The following is a 15,805-nucleotide window of genomic DNA, read 5'->3' on the forward strand; positions in this document are numbered from 1 at the left end:
CATTGATGACGATGTACGTCCCGATCCTCAAGGCACGCAAGGGCGAGTTCAGGGCGATCGCGGAGCTGGCCGCCCCGCTCGCCCCGCTCGTCATGCCGGTCTTCGAGGTCGTCCCCACGGCGAACGGCCCGGGCAAGGACCTGTGGTCGTTCAGCCTGAAGGTCGCGGACTCCGTGCCCGAGGGCCTGCTGATCGCCGTCGACACGCACCGGCTCGCCGTGCCGCTGTCGGGAATCCACAGCCCGTTGGATTACGTCGCCCACGATCTCGCGGCGTTCGGCGTCCCCATGCTGCCCGTCGTGCACCTGACGGATCCGCCCGCGCAGTTGGCGGTCGCCGCCCACGCCGCCCGGCTCCACCTCGGCCGCGCACTCGTCCGCCTCACCGGCGACCCACCCGAGGGGCCGATCCTGGCGCCCGGCCTCCCGCCGGAGCAGTGCGACCTGTTGCTCGACATGGCGTCGGTACTGTCGGACCGCGACCTCACCCGCACCGAGCCCCTCGTGCGGAAGTACCTCGCCTGGGCCCACCGAAGACCGTGGCGCTCGATCACCGTCGCCGCCGGCGCCATGCCCGCCATCCTGCCCCGCCACACCCCGGCGGAGATCCCCCGCTGGGACCTGGCCCTGTGGCACCGCATCGAGGACCCCGACGTCCAGTACGGCGACTACGGCATCGCCCACCCGCAGACCACCAACCCGCGCTGGCGCCCGAGCCCGAACCTCCGGTACACCGGCGACACCACCTGGCAGATCCACCGCTCCCCCGACTCCGACATGTACCACCTGTGCCGCGCAGTCATCTCCTCAGACACCTGGCCCGGCCCCGACTTCTCCTGGGGCGACGCCGAGATCGCCGCCCGCGCCGCCGGCCAGCCCGGCCCGGGCAACGCCACCAACTGGCGCGCCTGGGGCACGTCCCACCACCTCGCCCACGTCGTCCACCAACTCACCCGGCAGTAGTCAGCGGTGCCTCTTGCCGAGGCCCGGCAGCCCTCCGGAGACCGTCCGCACGCTGCCGTCCGGACCCATGCCGGCCGGTCGCTGCAAGGGCCCCTGCCGCGGGGCGATGTCCGCGGCGCCGAGGTTGACGACCACCCGGCCGGGCCGCCGCCACTTCCGCATGTCAGCCACCGCCCGCCAGTCCTCGGCAATGCCGGTCAGCGCCCGGATCGCCGGCATGGCTTTCGACGAGTCGGCAAGCAGGAGACCGGCGACCTCGGCGGAGTTCAGTCTGTGCTTTGTCGCATCGGCCACAGGTACGAGCGAAGCGTGGATGCGGCCACCCTCGGTCCACAGCCAGACCGACCGCTTGCCTTCCCCTGCCCGCATGACCCGGGACGTCGAACGCACATCCGCCCGCCCAACCGGCGCCAACTCCGGCGGCAGCAGCGGCGGGCCGGGTGAAGGCGGCGGTGATGGTGGCGCGACAGCAACCGGCGTGGTCCACGGCCTCCACACGGGCGCGACGGTCCGGCTGCTCACGAGCGCGACAGCGCGCGGCCAATCCTCCGACGCGAACTCGACGTTGTAGTGGTCGATCCACTGCGGCATGCGCGGATTGCGTATCCCGATCCGCGCATGCCACTGCGTCCGGACCGCCGTGGGCAGCGAGACCATCTCGACGACCGCAGCCAGCGGAAACGTCCTGACGTCCGACTTGCGCCACGGCAGGAGGCGCCGTCGTTGCAGTACGAGATGGTGCTGGTCGAACTGTGCGGCCCAGCGCCGGAACATCATCGCAACTCCCGATCAGCTGAAGAGGGTCAGCAGCTTGCGGTGCACGTCGGTCAGCGTGAACGCCGCGGTGGGCGCCGGGTCTGGGTAGATGCGGGCGGCTTCCAGGTCGGCGCGGCGGATGCTGGTCGCGATGCCGATCTTCACCCCGCGCTCCCGCAGCACGGCCGTCAGTTGCTCGGTGTCGAAGAGGTACACGCCGGTGATCGCGAACCGGGTCGATGACGGTCCCGACAGCACGAGGTAGTAGTCGCACGGGTGGGTGCCGAGGTCGATGCCGGCGTACGCGTCGCCGTAGAGCTTGACGTTCACGGTCCGGCCGGTGAGGGGGCCGCTGCTGAACCGGCCGTCGTAACCCGCCTGCACCGCCGTCTTCGCCAGTTCGATGTCGAAAATCCGTGCCGCGATGAATTCTCCAACGTCACCGGGCCGCGCCGAGCGGCCGGTCAGCCGTGCGATGTCCACGTCGATCCGGGCGCGCTCCGCCAGCAGCGCGGCGAGTTCCGTCAAGGCGTCCATCGCTTCACCCTGGCAGTCATCGAGCGGACCGCGATCGGACGCTCAGACGGGCTTCGGCGCCATGTGGCCGAGTCCGTCGGGAACCACGAGGAGCGGCCTCGCGTCCAAGGAAGCATGAGGCGTTTCGGAGCCGTGCTGACGGTGGTGCTCCTGTCGGCCCTCGGGCTGGCCGGGTGCGCCCGCGAGAATGCGGCGGGCGGCGGCGGGCCGTGGGGGCGGACGTTCCTGTCGCAGTCGACGAGCCGCCCGCTCGTCCCCGGCACCCGGATCGAGCTGCGGTTCAGCGACGGCAAGGTCGGCTTCCAGGCAGGCTGCAACTACATCAGCGGCGCTGCGCGGATCGACGGCGGGCGGCTGGTCGTCAGCGAGGTCGCGAGCACGGCCATGGGATGCGACCCGCAGCGGGCCGAGCAGGACACCTGGCTCGCGACGTTCCTGGAGGCCGGCCCCGAGTTACGTCTTGATGGGGCGAATCTGGTGCTGGAGGGCGGCGGCACCACGGTCAGCTTCGTCGAGGGCTCGGTGGCCGAGCCGGACGCGCAGCTCGTCGGCCCCGAGTGGACCGTCGACACGCTGGTCGACGGGCAGACCTCCGGCTCGGTGCCGGCCGGTGTGCGCGCGCACCTGACCTTCACGATCGACGGGAAGGTCACCGGCTCCGGCGGCTGCAACAGCCTCACCGGCACGTACACGGTCGACACCGAGACGATCACGTTCACCGCCGTGGCCTCGACCCGCAAGGCGTGCGCCGAGGCCGGCCTGGTCGAGGACAAGGTGCTGCACGTCCTGCGGGGCACGGCGCAGTTCCGGATCGAGGCCGGCCGGCTGACGCTGACCGCCGCCGACGGCACCGGCCTGGGTCTCACCGCCGGCCGCGCGACGCCGTCACCCTCATGAGGACGTCAACTGGGCGAGGCGCTGGTTGATGGTGTCGAGGTCGAACGGCGTGGTGTCGGGGCCGTCGTCCTCGTTCCAGTCCTCGACCGGGGCATCGCCGACACCGGCCGTACACGCGATCGGACCCGGGTCTTCAGGAACGGTGATGCGCTCGACGGTGATGGTGTGCTCCCACCAGTCGCCGAGGTCGTAGACGTACGTCATCCTGGCGCCGCGGCCGGGCAGGAGCTTCGACAGGCGGACCGCTGACTCGTCCTCCGAATCCTCCAGGTTGAGGTACACGTCGCTGTAGTGCTGGCCGGCGGCTTCGAACAGGTGGGCGTGCTCGTCGTCCCAGTCGAACGCGACCTGGACCGCCGCGTGGAGGACCTCCAGGGTCGTCGGGCCCGGCAGCCGCAGGCGGCGCCACACCGTGCTGCTGAGGGCGACCTTCAGCTCGTACACCGGAATCTCCGGACGGCCGGACGCCTTCAGCAGATCGAGGAGGTGGGCACGGTCGGGGTGGTCGCTGGCCTCGATCGTTGCCGTGCCGCCGCACTCCTCGACCAGGTGGTAGCGCTCCTCCGGGTCGTCCTCGGCGAGGGCGACCTCGACGGTGAGCCAGCACCGGTCCGCCTCGGACGGCTCCTCGTCGGACAGCGTCGTCCGGGCGTGCACCGCGAGCATCGGGTGCTCCAGGATCGGCCGCAGGAAGGGTCGCGCGGGGTCGCCGATCACGGCGATGACGCCGAACGCGTCCAGCCGGTCGGCGGCACCACCGGCCCCGGCGGCGGCGAGCAGCTCGGCGACGGTCGCGGCGAGGTCCCTGCCGTCGAGCCAGCGCCAGGTGGCGCGCCCGGCCTCGGCGTCGGACATGTCCCGCAGCCTGGCGAGCAGCTCGGTGACCGGCAGGTCGGGCCGCACGGGCGGCGGCAACGCGAGGCGCGCGGCCGTCTCGCGGCCCAGCGCGGTGAGGCGCCCTTGATGATCGACCGCGCCGAACTCGGCGAGCAGCGTGAGGGCTCCCGCGACTGGCAGCACGCCGCGCCGGAACGCCCGGTACACCGCCCGGAACTCCCGCGGCGACCGGTCCTCGAGCCGCTCGTCGACGCGGTCGTCGAGGTCGTCGAGGTCGGCGCCGTCGACCAGGGCGGCCAGCACCTCGGCGCACGCGATGAGAGCGCCCTGGTGCCGCGGGTCGTCGGACTCCACCGCCAGGACGGCGAGCAGCGCGTCCCACCGCGCGTCGGCCGGGTCACGGCCGGGGCCGCCGACCATCGTCGCCCTGTTGCCGTCGATGCTGATGTACCCGGCCCCGACCGCCGCGGTCCACGGCCGGTGCAGGCCTTCCATGTCGGCGGCGGACCTGACCTTCGCGGGCACCTCGACGCCGGCGACCGCCGCGGCCGCCGGGATGTCGGCCGGCCGCGGCACGCCCTTGGCCGTGACGGTGCGGCCGCCCGCACCGACCCACTCCGCGAGCTTCCGGGCACGGACCATGATGTCGGTCATGGTCAGGTTCTACCAGCCGTGCACCTCCGGCTCGTAACCGCCGGAGGGCTGGTTGCCGGTCAGGTCCGCGAAGGCGCGCTGCGCGATGACCTTGCCCTGGGCGTCGAGGGCGCGGACGGTCAGTTGGAGCGGGCCGGGCAGTTCGACCCGGCCGAGGCCGTTGCTCAGCGGTACAGTCGCCAACACCTCCTCGCCCTTCAGCAGGTCGACCCGGACGGCCTGCGGCGGCGCCACGATCTGGAGGGTGTCCGGCGCCGTGTCGTCGAAGTGGGGCATGCGCATGGCGATCACGGTGTGCTCGGGGTTTCCGGCGACGCCGGCGCCGGTCGGGTGGTTACGACCGTTGGGTTCCGGGCTCGTGTCGGTCGCGATGGTGATGTACGGCCCGCCGCCCTGCTCGGTCACCGCCATCACGGTGGCGATCTGGCCGACGCCATCAGGCACCGCGAAGTCGTCGCTCCACAGCACCACGTACTGGATGCCCGGTCCGACGAGTCCGGTGCTGTATGCGAGCGCGTCCGCCGCCACCTGGGCCGCCCTCGGAGCGGGTTTGCCGCGGCCGTACAGCGGGCTCGGGTCGATCCGCTCCGCCCGCGCGGTGCCGGGCGAGGCGACGGCCGCCTCGTAGAACACGACGTCGCCCCTGCTCATGCGGACCCGCAGCCCACGCGGCAACGTGCTGGTGTCGCGGACGATGTAGCCCGTCGGCTCAGATTCCCACGTCCGTTGGATTGTTCCGTCGTCCATGTACCGCGGCGCCTCCGACACCGAGACTTCGTAGTCCGCGGGCCCGAAGAGCAGCGCGTAGCCCTGGTTCTTGTCGTTGCGCCACTCTTCGCGGACGACCGGATCCTCCACATCGGACCAGCCGGTGAGCTCCAGCTTCTTCACCGCCGCCTTCCCCGACGCGGTGAGGTGGACCATCCTCGGCGCGGCGGTGACCCCAGCGACGAGCGCCACCCTCCGGTTCCCGGGCAGATCCCCGGCGAAGAGCACCCGCAACCGCGCGCGATCGCCCGGCAATCCAAAGGCGGATGGATTATCGACGACCCGATCCAACAACGCGTCGAGGAACGCGACGTCATCCTTGAGAGATCCGCGCGTCGGCGCTTCGAGCAGCGGCAGCACCTTGCTCGACGGCTCCCCGTCGAGCCTTCCGGGCCCGCCCTCCGGCCTTCCCGGCCCGCCGGACGGCAGCACGAACGCGACCACCCCGACGAGCACCGCCACCATCGTCACCATCGCCACGGCGGTCTTGCGCACCCGCCGACGCCGCCGCACGACCTTGATGGCGTTGTCGGTGAGGTCGTACAGCTTGGCCTGCTCGGCAACGTCCCCCAGCACCTCCGCGAGCCGCCGCGTCACGACCGCACCTCCATCACGTCTTCCAACTCCGGCGCCAGCACCCGCAACCGCCCCAGCGCATGACTGGTCTGGCTCTTCACCGTCCCCACCGACGTCCCCATGACCTGCGCCGTCTCCACTTCGGACAGATCCTCGAAGTACCGCAGCACCACAACGGCCCGCTGCCGCTTGGTCAGCTTGGCCAGGGCCTGCTCCAGCACGACCCTCAGCTCCGCTCTGCCGGTCTCATCACCACTGACGGCCGCGTTCTCAGGAACGCTGGCCGTCGTGTGCTCGAGGAACCGCCGCCTCCGCCAGGAGCGGACGTGCTCGTGATAGAGGATCTTCCGCACGTACGCCTCGGGATCCCCGGCCCTGGAAACCTTGGACCAGTGCGTGGCCGTCTTGATCAGGGCAGCCTGAATGAGGTCCTCGGCTTGGGCATGCCCGCCGGCGAGCAGGTAGGCGGCCCGGGACAACCGAGGCAGCCGCGCCCGCACGAACTCCCGGAATCCTTCTTCGTCCTCCACGCGGCTCCTCCCCTTCGTTGGAGTACATGCCTCCAACAGCCGGCCAGGTTGGAACCTGTTTCGTCATCCAGCCTGGAAGACCGTGTCCACGTGCCATTCCAGGAAGTCGTGGTGCGGCCGGTCGGCGGCGCGCTCCGGCACGGCGATCGACTGGCCGTGCCGGGAGTAGAACTCCTCGCCGTTGCCGAAGTCCTCGCGCAGCCTCGGGCTGACCAGCAGCCGGTGCTTCGGGTCGACGCTCAGGTACCCCCGGTCGAACATGATGTGCACGTCGGACCGCAGCAGCAGGCCGTTGTCGAGCCGGTGCTGGCCGCCACTCGGCAGCGGCAGGATGTGCGCCGCCTGCAGCACGGGCCGGATCTTCGCGCCGGTGATCGCGCAGCGGTGGCGGTACGCGTCGAGGACGACGCCCTTGAACGCCTGCTGGCCGAGCCGCTGCGGCTGCAGGCGCGGGTCGCCGTAGACGGGTCCGGCGCGGTGCCAGGGTTCGCTGAGGTCCAGTTCGACGGCCGGGCCGGTGAGCCGGTGGATCACGTCGCGGAAGTAGCCGGCGTACGCACCGTCGGCCAGGTCGTAGCCCTTGCCCTGGACGATGTTCGACGCGAAGTCCGGCGGCGGCCCGGCGTCCTCGTCGGCACCGAAGAACCGTGTGTCGCGGACGAAGAGGCAGCCGATGATCGGGTCGTCGCGCGGCGAGATCGGCTGATGCCGGTACCGGCTGATGGCATCGCGCATCTGCTGGAGGCTGGCGGCGCCGTTGCCTTCGCCGAACAGCTCCCACGCTTCTGAGATCGGCAGCCGGGCGAAGCCGCTGTAGAACCCGCCGCCGACGACCCGGTTGTGCGGGCGTGGGACTTGAAGAAGAACGGCTCGCCGACCTGCAGCGCCCGGAACGCCTTGTCGCCGGCGGGACGCCAGAAGTTGACCTCCTGCAGGTGCGGGCGCTCGGCGAGGAACCTGTACCACTGGCCGTCGGTCACGCCCACGTAAGCCCTCACGGCGAACAGTGTGCTCCATCGATGCCGCTGTGGCCTTACGACTCGCCTCCTACGTATGCATGGCCTCCGGTTGGTCTGGTTGGTGCGTCCCGATCCGATCGGGGAACCAACCGCCACCAACCGGTTGGCATGCTGTTGGCGGCGGTTGATCACGGTTGGGGCTTCGCGACGCACGAAGGCACCCAACTGGAGGCCATGACCGGGCAGGAGGAGCCGCACACGCGCGGCACCGCTGTTGCCTTGGAGGCATGGATGACACAGCCCCACCACGATCCGGTGCTCTACGCACAGTCGTTCCTCACCGACCGGGACCATCGCCTGCTCGACTGGCTGTATGACCACCAGGTCCTGAGCACGGCGCAGATCACCGCGGCGCTGTTCAACCGGCAGGACGCCGCCCAGGAGCGTCTGCTGCGGCTGTACCGGCTGCGGCTGTTGGAGCGGCAGTGCGCGGCCCCGCTGCGGTTCGGCTCGGTGAGCATGCACCGGGTCCGCGCCGACGGCCACGGCATCTATCAGGAAGGCGACCTGCGGGTGGCGTTCTTCCTCGAGCTCGACCGCGCGACGGAGTCCGTACCGACGCTGGTGGAGAAGGTGCAGCGTTACGAGCAGCTGGTCACCGAGGGCGGACCTGCCTGGCCGGTGCTGTTCTCGCTGCCGGACCACACCCGCGAGGAGCACCTGCACAAGGCGCTCGGGCGGCAGCCGCGAGCGGTCCCGGTCGCGACGGTCGCCCGGGACCGCCTGATGGACGGCACGGGCGTCGCCGATGCGGTCTGGCTGCCGACCGGCGCGGCGGGTGCGCCGGAGCCGCCGCGCCGTCTGATCGACCTCGGCCGGCTCGGCGACCCCGCGGACGACAGCGCGCTCCTGCGCCTGGACCGCCGCCCGCTCGCGCAGTAACAGGCACCCGGTTCGCCGGCCGATTCTTGGCCGGCGAACCGCCTGTTGGATCTTCGCTGCCCCGGGTGTTGCCCCGGGCGGATGGGTAGGCGTTCCCCTAGGTGGGCCAAGACCCTGGATTCCGGCGCCAACGGGACCCAACCTCGCAGCTCAAAGGGCATGCGAGGCACCGTTCGAGAAACCCGACAATGTCTCTAAAGAGAGTCATTCCCGAGGAGAGGAAGGTGCGTAAGGGCTTCCGCAACCTCGAACTCTCGGCGGCAAGATCGGTACTACGTGACCTGCCGGGCTTGACGGTACGGGCGAGAGCCGCCTGGCCACCGGACGCTCATTCCGGCGTCGCGCGATGTGCTCAGAAGCCCGCTCCGGCCGGTACGGGCAGCACGCGCTTTTTTCCTCAGCACCGTCGACAGATTCCCGGCCGCAGGCAGCCGTACAGCCGCCGCGTAGCGGGTACGGTCGATCCCTCCGTCGCCGTCGCGACGCCGTTCCCGATGCCGCTCGATCCCGTACCGTCAGCTGGCGTGCCGGACGGCGGGTACGACCTGGAACGGGAACACAAGCCGGCCGGGTACGACGCGGTACTGGGCAAGACCCGGGAACGGGAACGGGTGCATCAGGGCGGCGCGGTACGCGGAACCGGTACAGCACGCGGGAACGCCGGGCGCATCCCCGGTACGAGAGCGCATGACCGCTGGTTTTGCGGCTGGCGGGACCGTACGGCGTTCCGTACTCGTTCCGTTCCGGCCGCCCGTACCGCTCCAGACGGCAGTTGCCCAACGCGTTGCGCAAACTCGTTGTCCAACCGACCTGGCAGGCCCGTTCCCACTGCCAACCGGTTGGTCAACCCACCGGCCGTTCCCGTACCCGTTGCCCAACCCATCCGCCGTTCCCGCACGTGGTTGGTCAACTCGTCCGCCGTTCCCGTACCCGGTTGCCCAACCCCGCGCGCCGTACCCGTACCCAGTTGGTCAACCCGGGTACGGGTACCAGTGAGGCACCTCTTCGCTCAGGATGGGAACGGGGACGGGCTCGCTGAAGAAGGCGTCGTGGACGGCGCCGTACCCGGCGACACCGTCTTGCAGCGCGCGTCCCATTCCGGCACCCGAAGCAGCGACGGCGCGCTCATTCCCTCCCGGCTCGCCGTCGCCGCGAACGCGATTCCGCGCACGCAGACCATCGCCACGTTCGGGAAGTTGTCGGCGTTGCGGAAGACCTCGATGTAGTCGACGTCGGAAATCTTGTCGGGTGGGGCGCCTTCTTTGCCGCCGCGGTCGCCGAGCTGTTCCGAGCAGCCGGCCAGCGCCAGTACCAACGCCGCCGCCAGCGCCAGGCGCTTCATTTCGCGGCCGGGCAGGTCGGGTCCCATTCGGGGACGCGGACGAGGTCCGGTGCGGCGTAGGAGTCCTCGCCGCGGGCGCCGCTCGAGGTGGCCGCGAACGCGATCCCGCGAATGCACACGCGGGCCACATTCGGGAAGTTGTCCGCGTTGCGGTACACCTCGATGTAGTCGACGTCGGAAATCTTGTCGGGTGCGGCGCCCTCGTCGCCGCCGCGGTCGCCGAGCTGTTCCGAGCAGCCCGCCAGCGCGAACAGTACAGCCGCCATCACAAGCATGCGTTTCATCGGTTCCCCCCGTTGTGCGGATGGGGTGGAGGCCGCCGCGGCACAGCAGCGCTGGCGTGCCGCGGGTACAGCCCCCGATACCGATGAAGGTAGGGACAACCGTCGAAGCGTTGGGCGTTTCGGCCGACGGGTTGACCAAGTCTTGAGAAGTCTCAGATGCCTGTACGGAACTCCATGGTGCCCTTGCGCTGCCCCTGCATGAGGCGAATGGCCAGCTCCGCGTTCATGGCGAGCTGGTTGAGCAGCTGCACGACCGTGCCGAGGACCTTGATGGCCTTGGTCATCGCGGCCAGTGCCTTCTCCTCTTCGAGCAGTTTCGTGGCGGCCTTGGTGGCCCGTTCGAGCGCCGGCGGGTGAGCCTTCTCCACGAGGTTCTTCAGCTTCGCCGTCAGCCGCTGGATCTCGCCGTCCAGCTGCCGCTGCCTGATCAGGCACTGCTGCACCTTCGGCGGGCACACGAGCGCGGCACGCTCCGCCTTCCGCGCGTCCAGGTCCTTTCCGACGGCCTTGATGTCGTCGTCGATCTCCTTGAGCCGCAGGTCCTTCTCGGCCTTCTTGGTGGTCGCGTCGAGCACGTTCTGCTCCTGGTCCGGCAGGCGTTCCTCGACGTTTGCCTTTCGGCGTTTCAGCTGCTCCTCGGTCGCGCGGTCGCCGAGTTTGTACGGGTCGGCGCCGAGCCCGAGCCACGCCTTCGTCGCCTCCTCCGCGAGCTGCGCGAGGTCACCTATTCCGGGCACCGCCCCGACCGTGGCGAACAGGAACTCCCGCAGCCTGGTCGCCTCGGGCTCCAGCGTCAGCGCCGCATACAGGTACCCACCCGCGACGGCGATTTTGCCTTTGCCTTGGGCGATCCGGACCATCTCATCGATGGCGGCGCGGGTGTTCGGTAGCGGCCATTCGGAGACGCTTTCCCAGTACGTCATGGCGCGCGCCATCGCGTTCACGTCGATTCTGCCGCCCGAGACGGAGCTCAGGAACCCGGCCAGCGCCGTCGCCGCAAGCGCCCGCCTGTCGGCGATGTCGGCGTCGACCCAGAAACTCTGCCCGGCCTTGTTGAAACACCCGCCGGTCCACGTCGCGACCCCGTTCGGCGGCAGCAATCCCAGTTCCGCGGTGCCACCCGGTACAGGCGGATTCGTCAACGCGGGAGACGCCGAAGTGCGCAGCGTCGCCCAGATCCCAATGTCGGACGTCACGGTGAGCACCGTCCGGTCCCCGTCACACGGCGCTTTCGGATCCGCGACCAGACCCTTCATGAGCCCATTGGCAAGCGTGTCAACCACGTCGATGCGATAGCCGACCGTGACCTGCCGCCGCACGGTCCGACCGGTCCCGTTCTTGGTGGCGGTCATCGCGATCTCATAGGTCCCCGGCAGCGGCGCATTCCACACCACACTCGGTCCGCTTTCACCGAGCGGCGTGCCGTTGACGCTCCACGTGTACGAGGTGTCGACCGCCGGACTCGACACCACCAACCGACGCGACAACGCCCTTCCGGGAATCTCGACAACCTCGAAATCCACCGGCGCCGTGATGGTGAACGTCCCGGTCGCGAAACCGCAGTGCAGCGGCGGCGACAACGTGCAGAAGCTCAGCTTCACCTCGTACCTGCCGGGCGCCAGCCCGTCGACGGTCGCCTCGACACCGTCCCGCTCGGCAACCGGCTCGGCGGCGCCCTCCGCGTACACGTCCCAGCTGATGAGGCCCGTGTTCGGCGCGATGTCGACCGCCTTCAACGCCACCGACGTGCCCGTCACGGTGATGGCCGGCGTCGCGCTGGGCCCGCCGTCACCCTTCACCGTCCCGGTGACCTTCCCCGCCGGGCCGGACACCCCCGCCTCATCGACCTCCGCCGACCGGCACCCGACAAGCTTCCCGGCCACAGGCGCCGTGAACGAGAAGTCGACCGTCGTGTACACACCCTGCACACGCTGATACCCGACGTTCGCGAGGTCCTCGACGACGCTGTACGAGTTGTCGACGAACTTCAGCTCAAAATAGAAGTCGTTGGAACCCCGGCCCGCCATGGTGGCCGTGCCCGACATTTCCGCACCTGCACTGATGTTGTCCATGACGAGATGCGCCGGCCCGAGGTCCGTGTTACACCTGTCGGCCGGATATCCCGTGCTGCTACTCGTGAATGCGATGGGCCGGTCCCCCGGATCGGCCTGCGCAGCGGTCTCGGAAAACGACAACGTCGCCACGACAACGGCACCCGCCAAGGCACCTGCCAGGACACGACGCGAGCGGGAAAGACGCATGCCTCATAGAACCGTAGGACATGCCGCCCAGCCTTCAGTCAAACCCGCGAACCCATCACGCCATGTGGTCAACCGACACCAGCCGGTTCGCTACGTCACCTCGCCGCTCACGTCAGATGCCAGCCGCCGGTACACCTCGGAATCCACCGACTGCTCGACGAACGCCTCGACAAGTTCGCGCCGCTCGCCGCGGGGACCGAACAGGACACCGCATGGTTGCGGACGGCTTGGATCGCGGTGCTGCCGTAATCGGCGACCGCCGCCCTGGGGCAAACTGATGCGGTGGCTAACGACGTGCCTGCGGGGCTCTACGAGATCGTCGTAACGAAGGCCCTCGAAGAGCGGTTGTTGAGCGTCGACCAGGGACTCGTCAAGCGGCACGGTCTGCGGTCGGCCGATGCAGCCGATCGGATCGCACTGCTGATCGCTCAGCAGGTAGAGCGGGCCCTCGATGCCGTACCTGAAGCCGACCGAGTTGCGACCGGCGTCGACGTGGCGCGGCGTCTCCTTGAAGCGCTCGGCACCCAGCTGCCCCGAACTGGCCCGGCGCTCGAATCGCCACTGGCGCCCGGTGAGGTGTTAGCCGCCGTCGGCGAGCGGCAACCTGACGGCTCCGTCCGTAGTGCCGGACGACCACTCATTCCACTGCTCGACACGACGCTGCTCACCAACGCACCCGGCGAACCCAGAGTCGGCAGCCAGGTCCTCACCGAAATTGAGTCAGCGGACGCCATCGACCTGGTGATGGCGTTCATCCGCACGAGCGGTCTACGGCCAATCATTGACGCACTCCGGCAGCATTGCGCGCGAGGAAGACGGCTACGGGTACTGACGACCACATACACCGGCTCAACCGAAGGCAAGGCGCTCGACCTGCTGGCCGATCTCGGCGCCGAAGTCCGGGTCTCCTACGACGTGACCACGACCCGCCTCCACGCCAAGGCGTGGCTGTTTCACCGCCGGTCAGCGTTCAGTACGGCATACGTCGGATCATCCAACCTCACCCACTCTGCCCAGGTCGCCGGCCTGGAGTGGAACGTCCGGGTGTCGGCAGCTCGCAACCTAGACGTCATCAAGAAGATTGATGCCGTCTTCGAGAGCTACTGGCAAAGCGGCGACTTCATTCCCTACGTCCAGGCAGACTTTCAGCAGGCCCTCGACCAATCCCGACGGTCCGACGGACGCACTGTTCCGATGCTGAGTCCACTGGAAGTCCGTCTTGAGCCGTTCCAGGAGCGGATGCTTGAGCTCATCGAGCTCTCACGCACGCGGGGACATCATCGCAATCTGCTGGTCTCGGCCACTGGCACGGGCAAGACAGTGATGGCAGCAGTTGACTATGCGCGACTCCGGCAGAAGCTGCCTCGGGCACGGCTGCTGTTTGTTGCACATCGAGAGCGAATCCTCGACCAGAGCATGGCGACGTTTCGCCACGTGATGCGCGACTACGAGTTCGGCGAGAAGTGGGTTGGAGGTACGCGACCCACCCAGTTCAACCAGGTTTTTGCGTCTGTGCAGACGCTGGCGGCCAACGGGCTGCAGCACCTCGCTCCGGACCACTTTGACGTCATCATCATCGATGAATTCCACCACGCCGCGGCGCCGTCGTACCGCGCCATCATGGAAGATCTGAAGCCACAGGAGCTGCTCGGACTTACCGCCACGCCAGAGCGCGCCGATGGCCTACCGCTCTTGCACTGGTTCGGCGATCGCATCGCAGCGGAACTGCGCCTGTGGGACGCCATCGAACAGCACCGCCTGGCGCCGTTCGCCTACTACGGCATCCACGACGGCATCGACCTGCGGGAGGTGCCGTGGCGCCGCGGGCGCGGTTATGACGATGCGGCGCTGACGGAGATCTACACCAGCGACATGGCATGGGCGCGCTTCGTCTACAAGCAACTCGACCAGCACGTAACCGATGTCTCGACGATCCGATGCCTGGGCTTCTGTGTCAGCGTCGCCCACGCCCGCTTCATGGCCGAACAGTTCCAAAAGCTCGGCGTGGCCGCCGTTGCCGTCTCGGGTGAGACGCCGGACGCGGAGCGTGAGTCCGCGATCCGGGAACTTGAGGAAGGCGCGCTTCAGGTCATCTTCTCGGTCGAGCTGTTCAACGAAGGCGTTGATGTGCCCGACGTCGACACTCTGCTCATGCTGCGGCCCACCGAAAGCGCGACGCTGTTTCTGCAACAGCTGGGCCGAGGCTTGCGGATCGCGAGGGGCAAGAGCGTTTGTACAGTGCTGGACTTCGTCGGGATGCACCGTCGCGAGTTCCGTTTCGATCAGCGGTATCGCGCGCTCCTCGGCGGCACTCGTAGCGACCTCGAACGAGCCGTCGCAGAAGGCTTCCCGTTCCTACCGGCCGGCTGCCATATGGAGCTTGATCGGGTGGCGCGCGACATCGTCTTGCGCAGTGTTCGCGAGGCCATCCCGTCCCGTTGGCCGTCCAAAGTCGCCGAACTCCGGGCGCTGGCTCAACATCAACCAACGGTGACCATAGCGAACTACCTCACCGAGACGGGGCTCGAGGTTGCTGATATTTACGCCGGCAACCGCGGCTGGTCGGCGCTGCGCGAGGCAGCTGGCCTGTCCGTTGCTCCTGCGGGGTCAAATGAACAAGCCCTCCGCCGTGGCATCGGCCGAATGCTGCACGTGGATGACCGTCAGCGGGTTGATGAGTACCGTTCGCTGCTAGCACACATGAGCCCACCCAAGGTCGACACGATGAGCGGCGTCGAGCGGCGCCTGGTGCACATGCTCGTTGCGAACCTCGCGGATCAGGTGGTCACGAAGGACACCTCGCTCCAGTCCGCGGTCGACATGCTCTGGTCGCACCCTCAGGTGATCGTTGAGCTGCGCGATCTGCTCCATGTCCTTGGCGATGCATCCAGCCACCTGCAGCACCAGGCGCTGCCCGACGTCCCACTACAGGTGCACAGCCAGTACACGCGCATTGAGATTCTGGCGGCGGTCGGCGAGGGTGCCGGGGCCAAAACGCCCCAGTGGCGCGAGGGTGTTTACGACGCAAAGGCCGTCGGTGCCGACGTGTTCGTCTTTACCCTCGACAAGACCAGTGGCGACTTCTCCCCAACCACTCGCTACCGCGACTACGCCATCAGCCCCGACCTCATCCATTGGGAGAGTCAGTCCACCACATCTGGCGACAGCCCAACCGGTAGGCGGTACTGCAACCATGTGGCGATGGGCCGCTCAATCCTGTTGTTCGCGCGGACTCGGGCTGATGACCGGGCATTCTGGTTCCTCGGCCCTGCTACCTACGTCCAGCACGAGGGTGATCGCCCAATGGCCGTGACCTGGAAGCTCGAAACGCCTCTCTCAGGAGACCTGTTCGCCGCGTTCGCTGCTGCAGTTAGCTAGAGACCTTTCGGGGTCAGGGTTTGGGTGGGGATAGGCCGGTGGCGGTGAGGTAGCTGTCGAAGAGGCCGCAGCGGTATTGCATGCGTTTGAGGCGGTTCTTGACGGTGTGTTCCAGGGCGGTG

At 68.7% G+C, this 15,805-nt stretch carries 14 protein-coding genes; 5 read left to right on the forward strand and 9 right to left on the reverse strand.

The genetic code is table 11. From position 1 onward, the window contains the following. Window positions 1-11 precede the first annotated feature (11 nt). A complete protein-coding gene (locus ABD332_RS56715; protein WP_344514920.1) occupies window positions 12-962 on the forward strand; it encodes a beta family protein in 951 nt (316 codons plus the stop codon). Here ABD332_RS56715 and ABD332_RS56720 read toward each other — a convergent pair whose 3' ends face one another. Together ABD332_RS56720 and ABD332_RS56725 are read right to left on the reverse strand one after the other, a co-directional pair. Further along, entirely contained in the window at window positions 963-1,739 is a 777-nt protein-coding gene (locus tag ABD332_RS56720; RefSeq protein ID WP_344514922.1) for a hypothetical protein, read from the reverse strand. A gap of 12 nt (window positions 1,740-1,751) precedes the next feature. Next, window positions 1,752-2,255 carry a DUF6998 domain-containing protein gene (locus tag ABD332_RS56725; protein WP_344514924.1) on the reverse strand — a complete coding sequence of 168 codons (504 nt, stop codon included), beginning with the start codon at window positions 2,253-2,255 and terminating at the stop codon, window positions 1,752-1,754. Between the two features lie 114 nt (window positions 2,256-2,369). Here ABD332_RS56725 and ABD332_RS56730 point away from each other — a divergent pair, with 114 nt between their 5' ends. After that, window positions 2,370-3,152, forward strand: coding sequence for an META domain-containing protein (locus ABD332_RS56730; protein ID WP_344514926.1), 783 nt, complete (start codon window positions 2,370-2,372; stop codon window positions 3,150-3,152). Here ABD332_RS56730 and ABD332_RS56735 read toward each other — a convergent pair. From ABD332_RS56735 to ABD332_RS56750, 4 genes are all read right to left on the reverse strand, one after another. After that, window positions 3,147-4,643: a plasmid pRiA4b ORF-3 family protein gene (locus ABD332_RS56735; protein ID WP_344514928.1), complete on the reverse strand. Its 1,497-nt coding sequence runs from the start codon at window positions 4,641-4,643 to the stop codon at window positions 3,147-3,149. The genes ABD332_RS56730 and ABD332_RS56735 overlap by 6 nt on opposite strands. Window positions 4,644-4,652: 9 nt before the next feature. Then, the gene (locus ABD332_RS56740) at window positions 4,653-6,008 is read right to left on the reverse strand and encodes a hypothetical protein (protein WP_344514930.1); all 1,356 of its coding nucleotides are present in this window, start codon (window positions 6,006-6,008) and stop codon (window positions 4,653-4,655) included. Beyond that, window positions 6,005-6,517 carry a SigE family RNA polymerase sigma factor gene (locus tag ABD332_RS56745; protein ID WP_344514932.1) on the reverse strand — a complete coding sequence of 171 codons (513 nt, stop codon included), beginning with the start codon at window positions 6,515-6,517 and terminating at the stop codon, window positions 6,005-6,007. The genes ABD332_RS56740 and ABD332_RS56745 overlap by 4 nt, the downstream gene beginning before the upstream one ends. A gap of 63 nt (window positions 6,518-6,580) precedes the next feature. Further along, entirely contained in the window at window positions 6,581-7,252 is a 672-nt protein-coding gene (locus ABD332_RS56750; protein ID WP_344514934.1) for an HNH endonuclease, read from the reverse strand. A 515-nt stretch (window positions 7,253-7,767) separates the two neighbouring features. Here ABD332_RS56750 and ABD332_RS56755 point away from each other — a divergent pair. Next, window positions 7,768-8,418: a replication-relaxation family protein gene (locus tag ABD332_RS56755; RefSeq protein WP_344514936.1), complete on the forward strand. Its 651-nt coding sequence runs from the start codon at window positions 7,768-7,770 to the stop codon at window positions 8,416-8,418. 1,009 nt (window positions 8,419-9,427) lie between these two features. Here ABD332_RS56755 and ABD332_RS56760 read toward each other — a convergent pair. The 3 genes from ABD332_RS56760 to ABD332_RS56770 all read right to left on the reverse strand — a co-directional run bounded on the left by ABD332_RS56760 (window position 9,428) and on the right by ABD332_RS56770 (window position 11,645). Further along, on the reverse strand, window positions 9,428-9,787 hold the full coding sequence (locus ABD332_RS56760; RefSeq protein ID WP_344514938.1) for a hypothetical protein: 360 nt from the start codon (window positions 9,785-9,787) through the stop codon (window positions 9,428-9,430). Beyond that, the gene (locus ABD332_RS56765) at window positions 9,757-10,044 is read right to left on the reverse strand and encodes a hypothetical protein (RefSeq protein WP_344514940.1); all 288 of its coding nucleotides are present in this window, start codon (window positions 10,042-10,044) and stop codon (window positions 9,757-9,759) included. The genes ABD332_RS56760 and ABD332_RS56765 overlap by 31 nt, the downstream gene beginning before the upstream one ends. A gap of 152 nt (window positions 10,045-10,196) precedes the next feature. Continuing rightward, window positions 10,197-11,645: a hypothetical protein gene (locus ABD332_RS56770; protein ID WP_344514942.1), complete on the reverse strand. Its 1,449-nt coding sequence runs from the start codon at window positions 11,643-11,645 to the stop codon at window positions 10,197-10,199. On the opposite strand from ABD332_RS56770, the gene ABD332_RS56775 reads away from it, so the two are divergent. Both ABD332_RS56775 and ABD332_RS56780 read left to right on the forward strand, forming a co-directional pair. Continuing rightward, window positions 11,626-11,979 (forward strand): hypothetical protein, encoded by a 354-nt coding sequence (locus ABD332_RS56775; protein WP_344514943.1) that lies wholly within the window; start codon window positions 11,626-11,628, stop codon window positions 11,977-11,979. The two genes, ABD332_RS56770 and ABD332_RS56775, sit on opposite strands and share 20 nt — an antisense overlap. Window positions 11,980-12,587: 608 nt before the next feature. Next, entirely contained in the window at window positions 12,588-15,683 is a 3,096-nt protein-coding gene (locus ABD332_RS56780; RefSeq protein ID WP_344514944.1) for a DEAD/DEAH box helicase, read from the forward strand. Window positions 15,684-15,805: the final 122 nt, after the last annotated feature.

This window comes from Dactylosporangium maewongense (assembly GCF_039531485.1).
GTDB lineage: Bacteria > Actinomycetota > Actinomycetes > Mycobacteriales > Micromonosporaceae > Dactylosporangium > Dactylosporangium maewongense.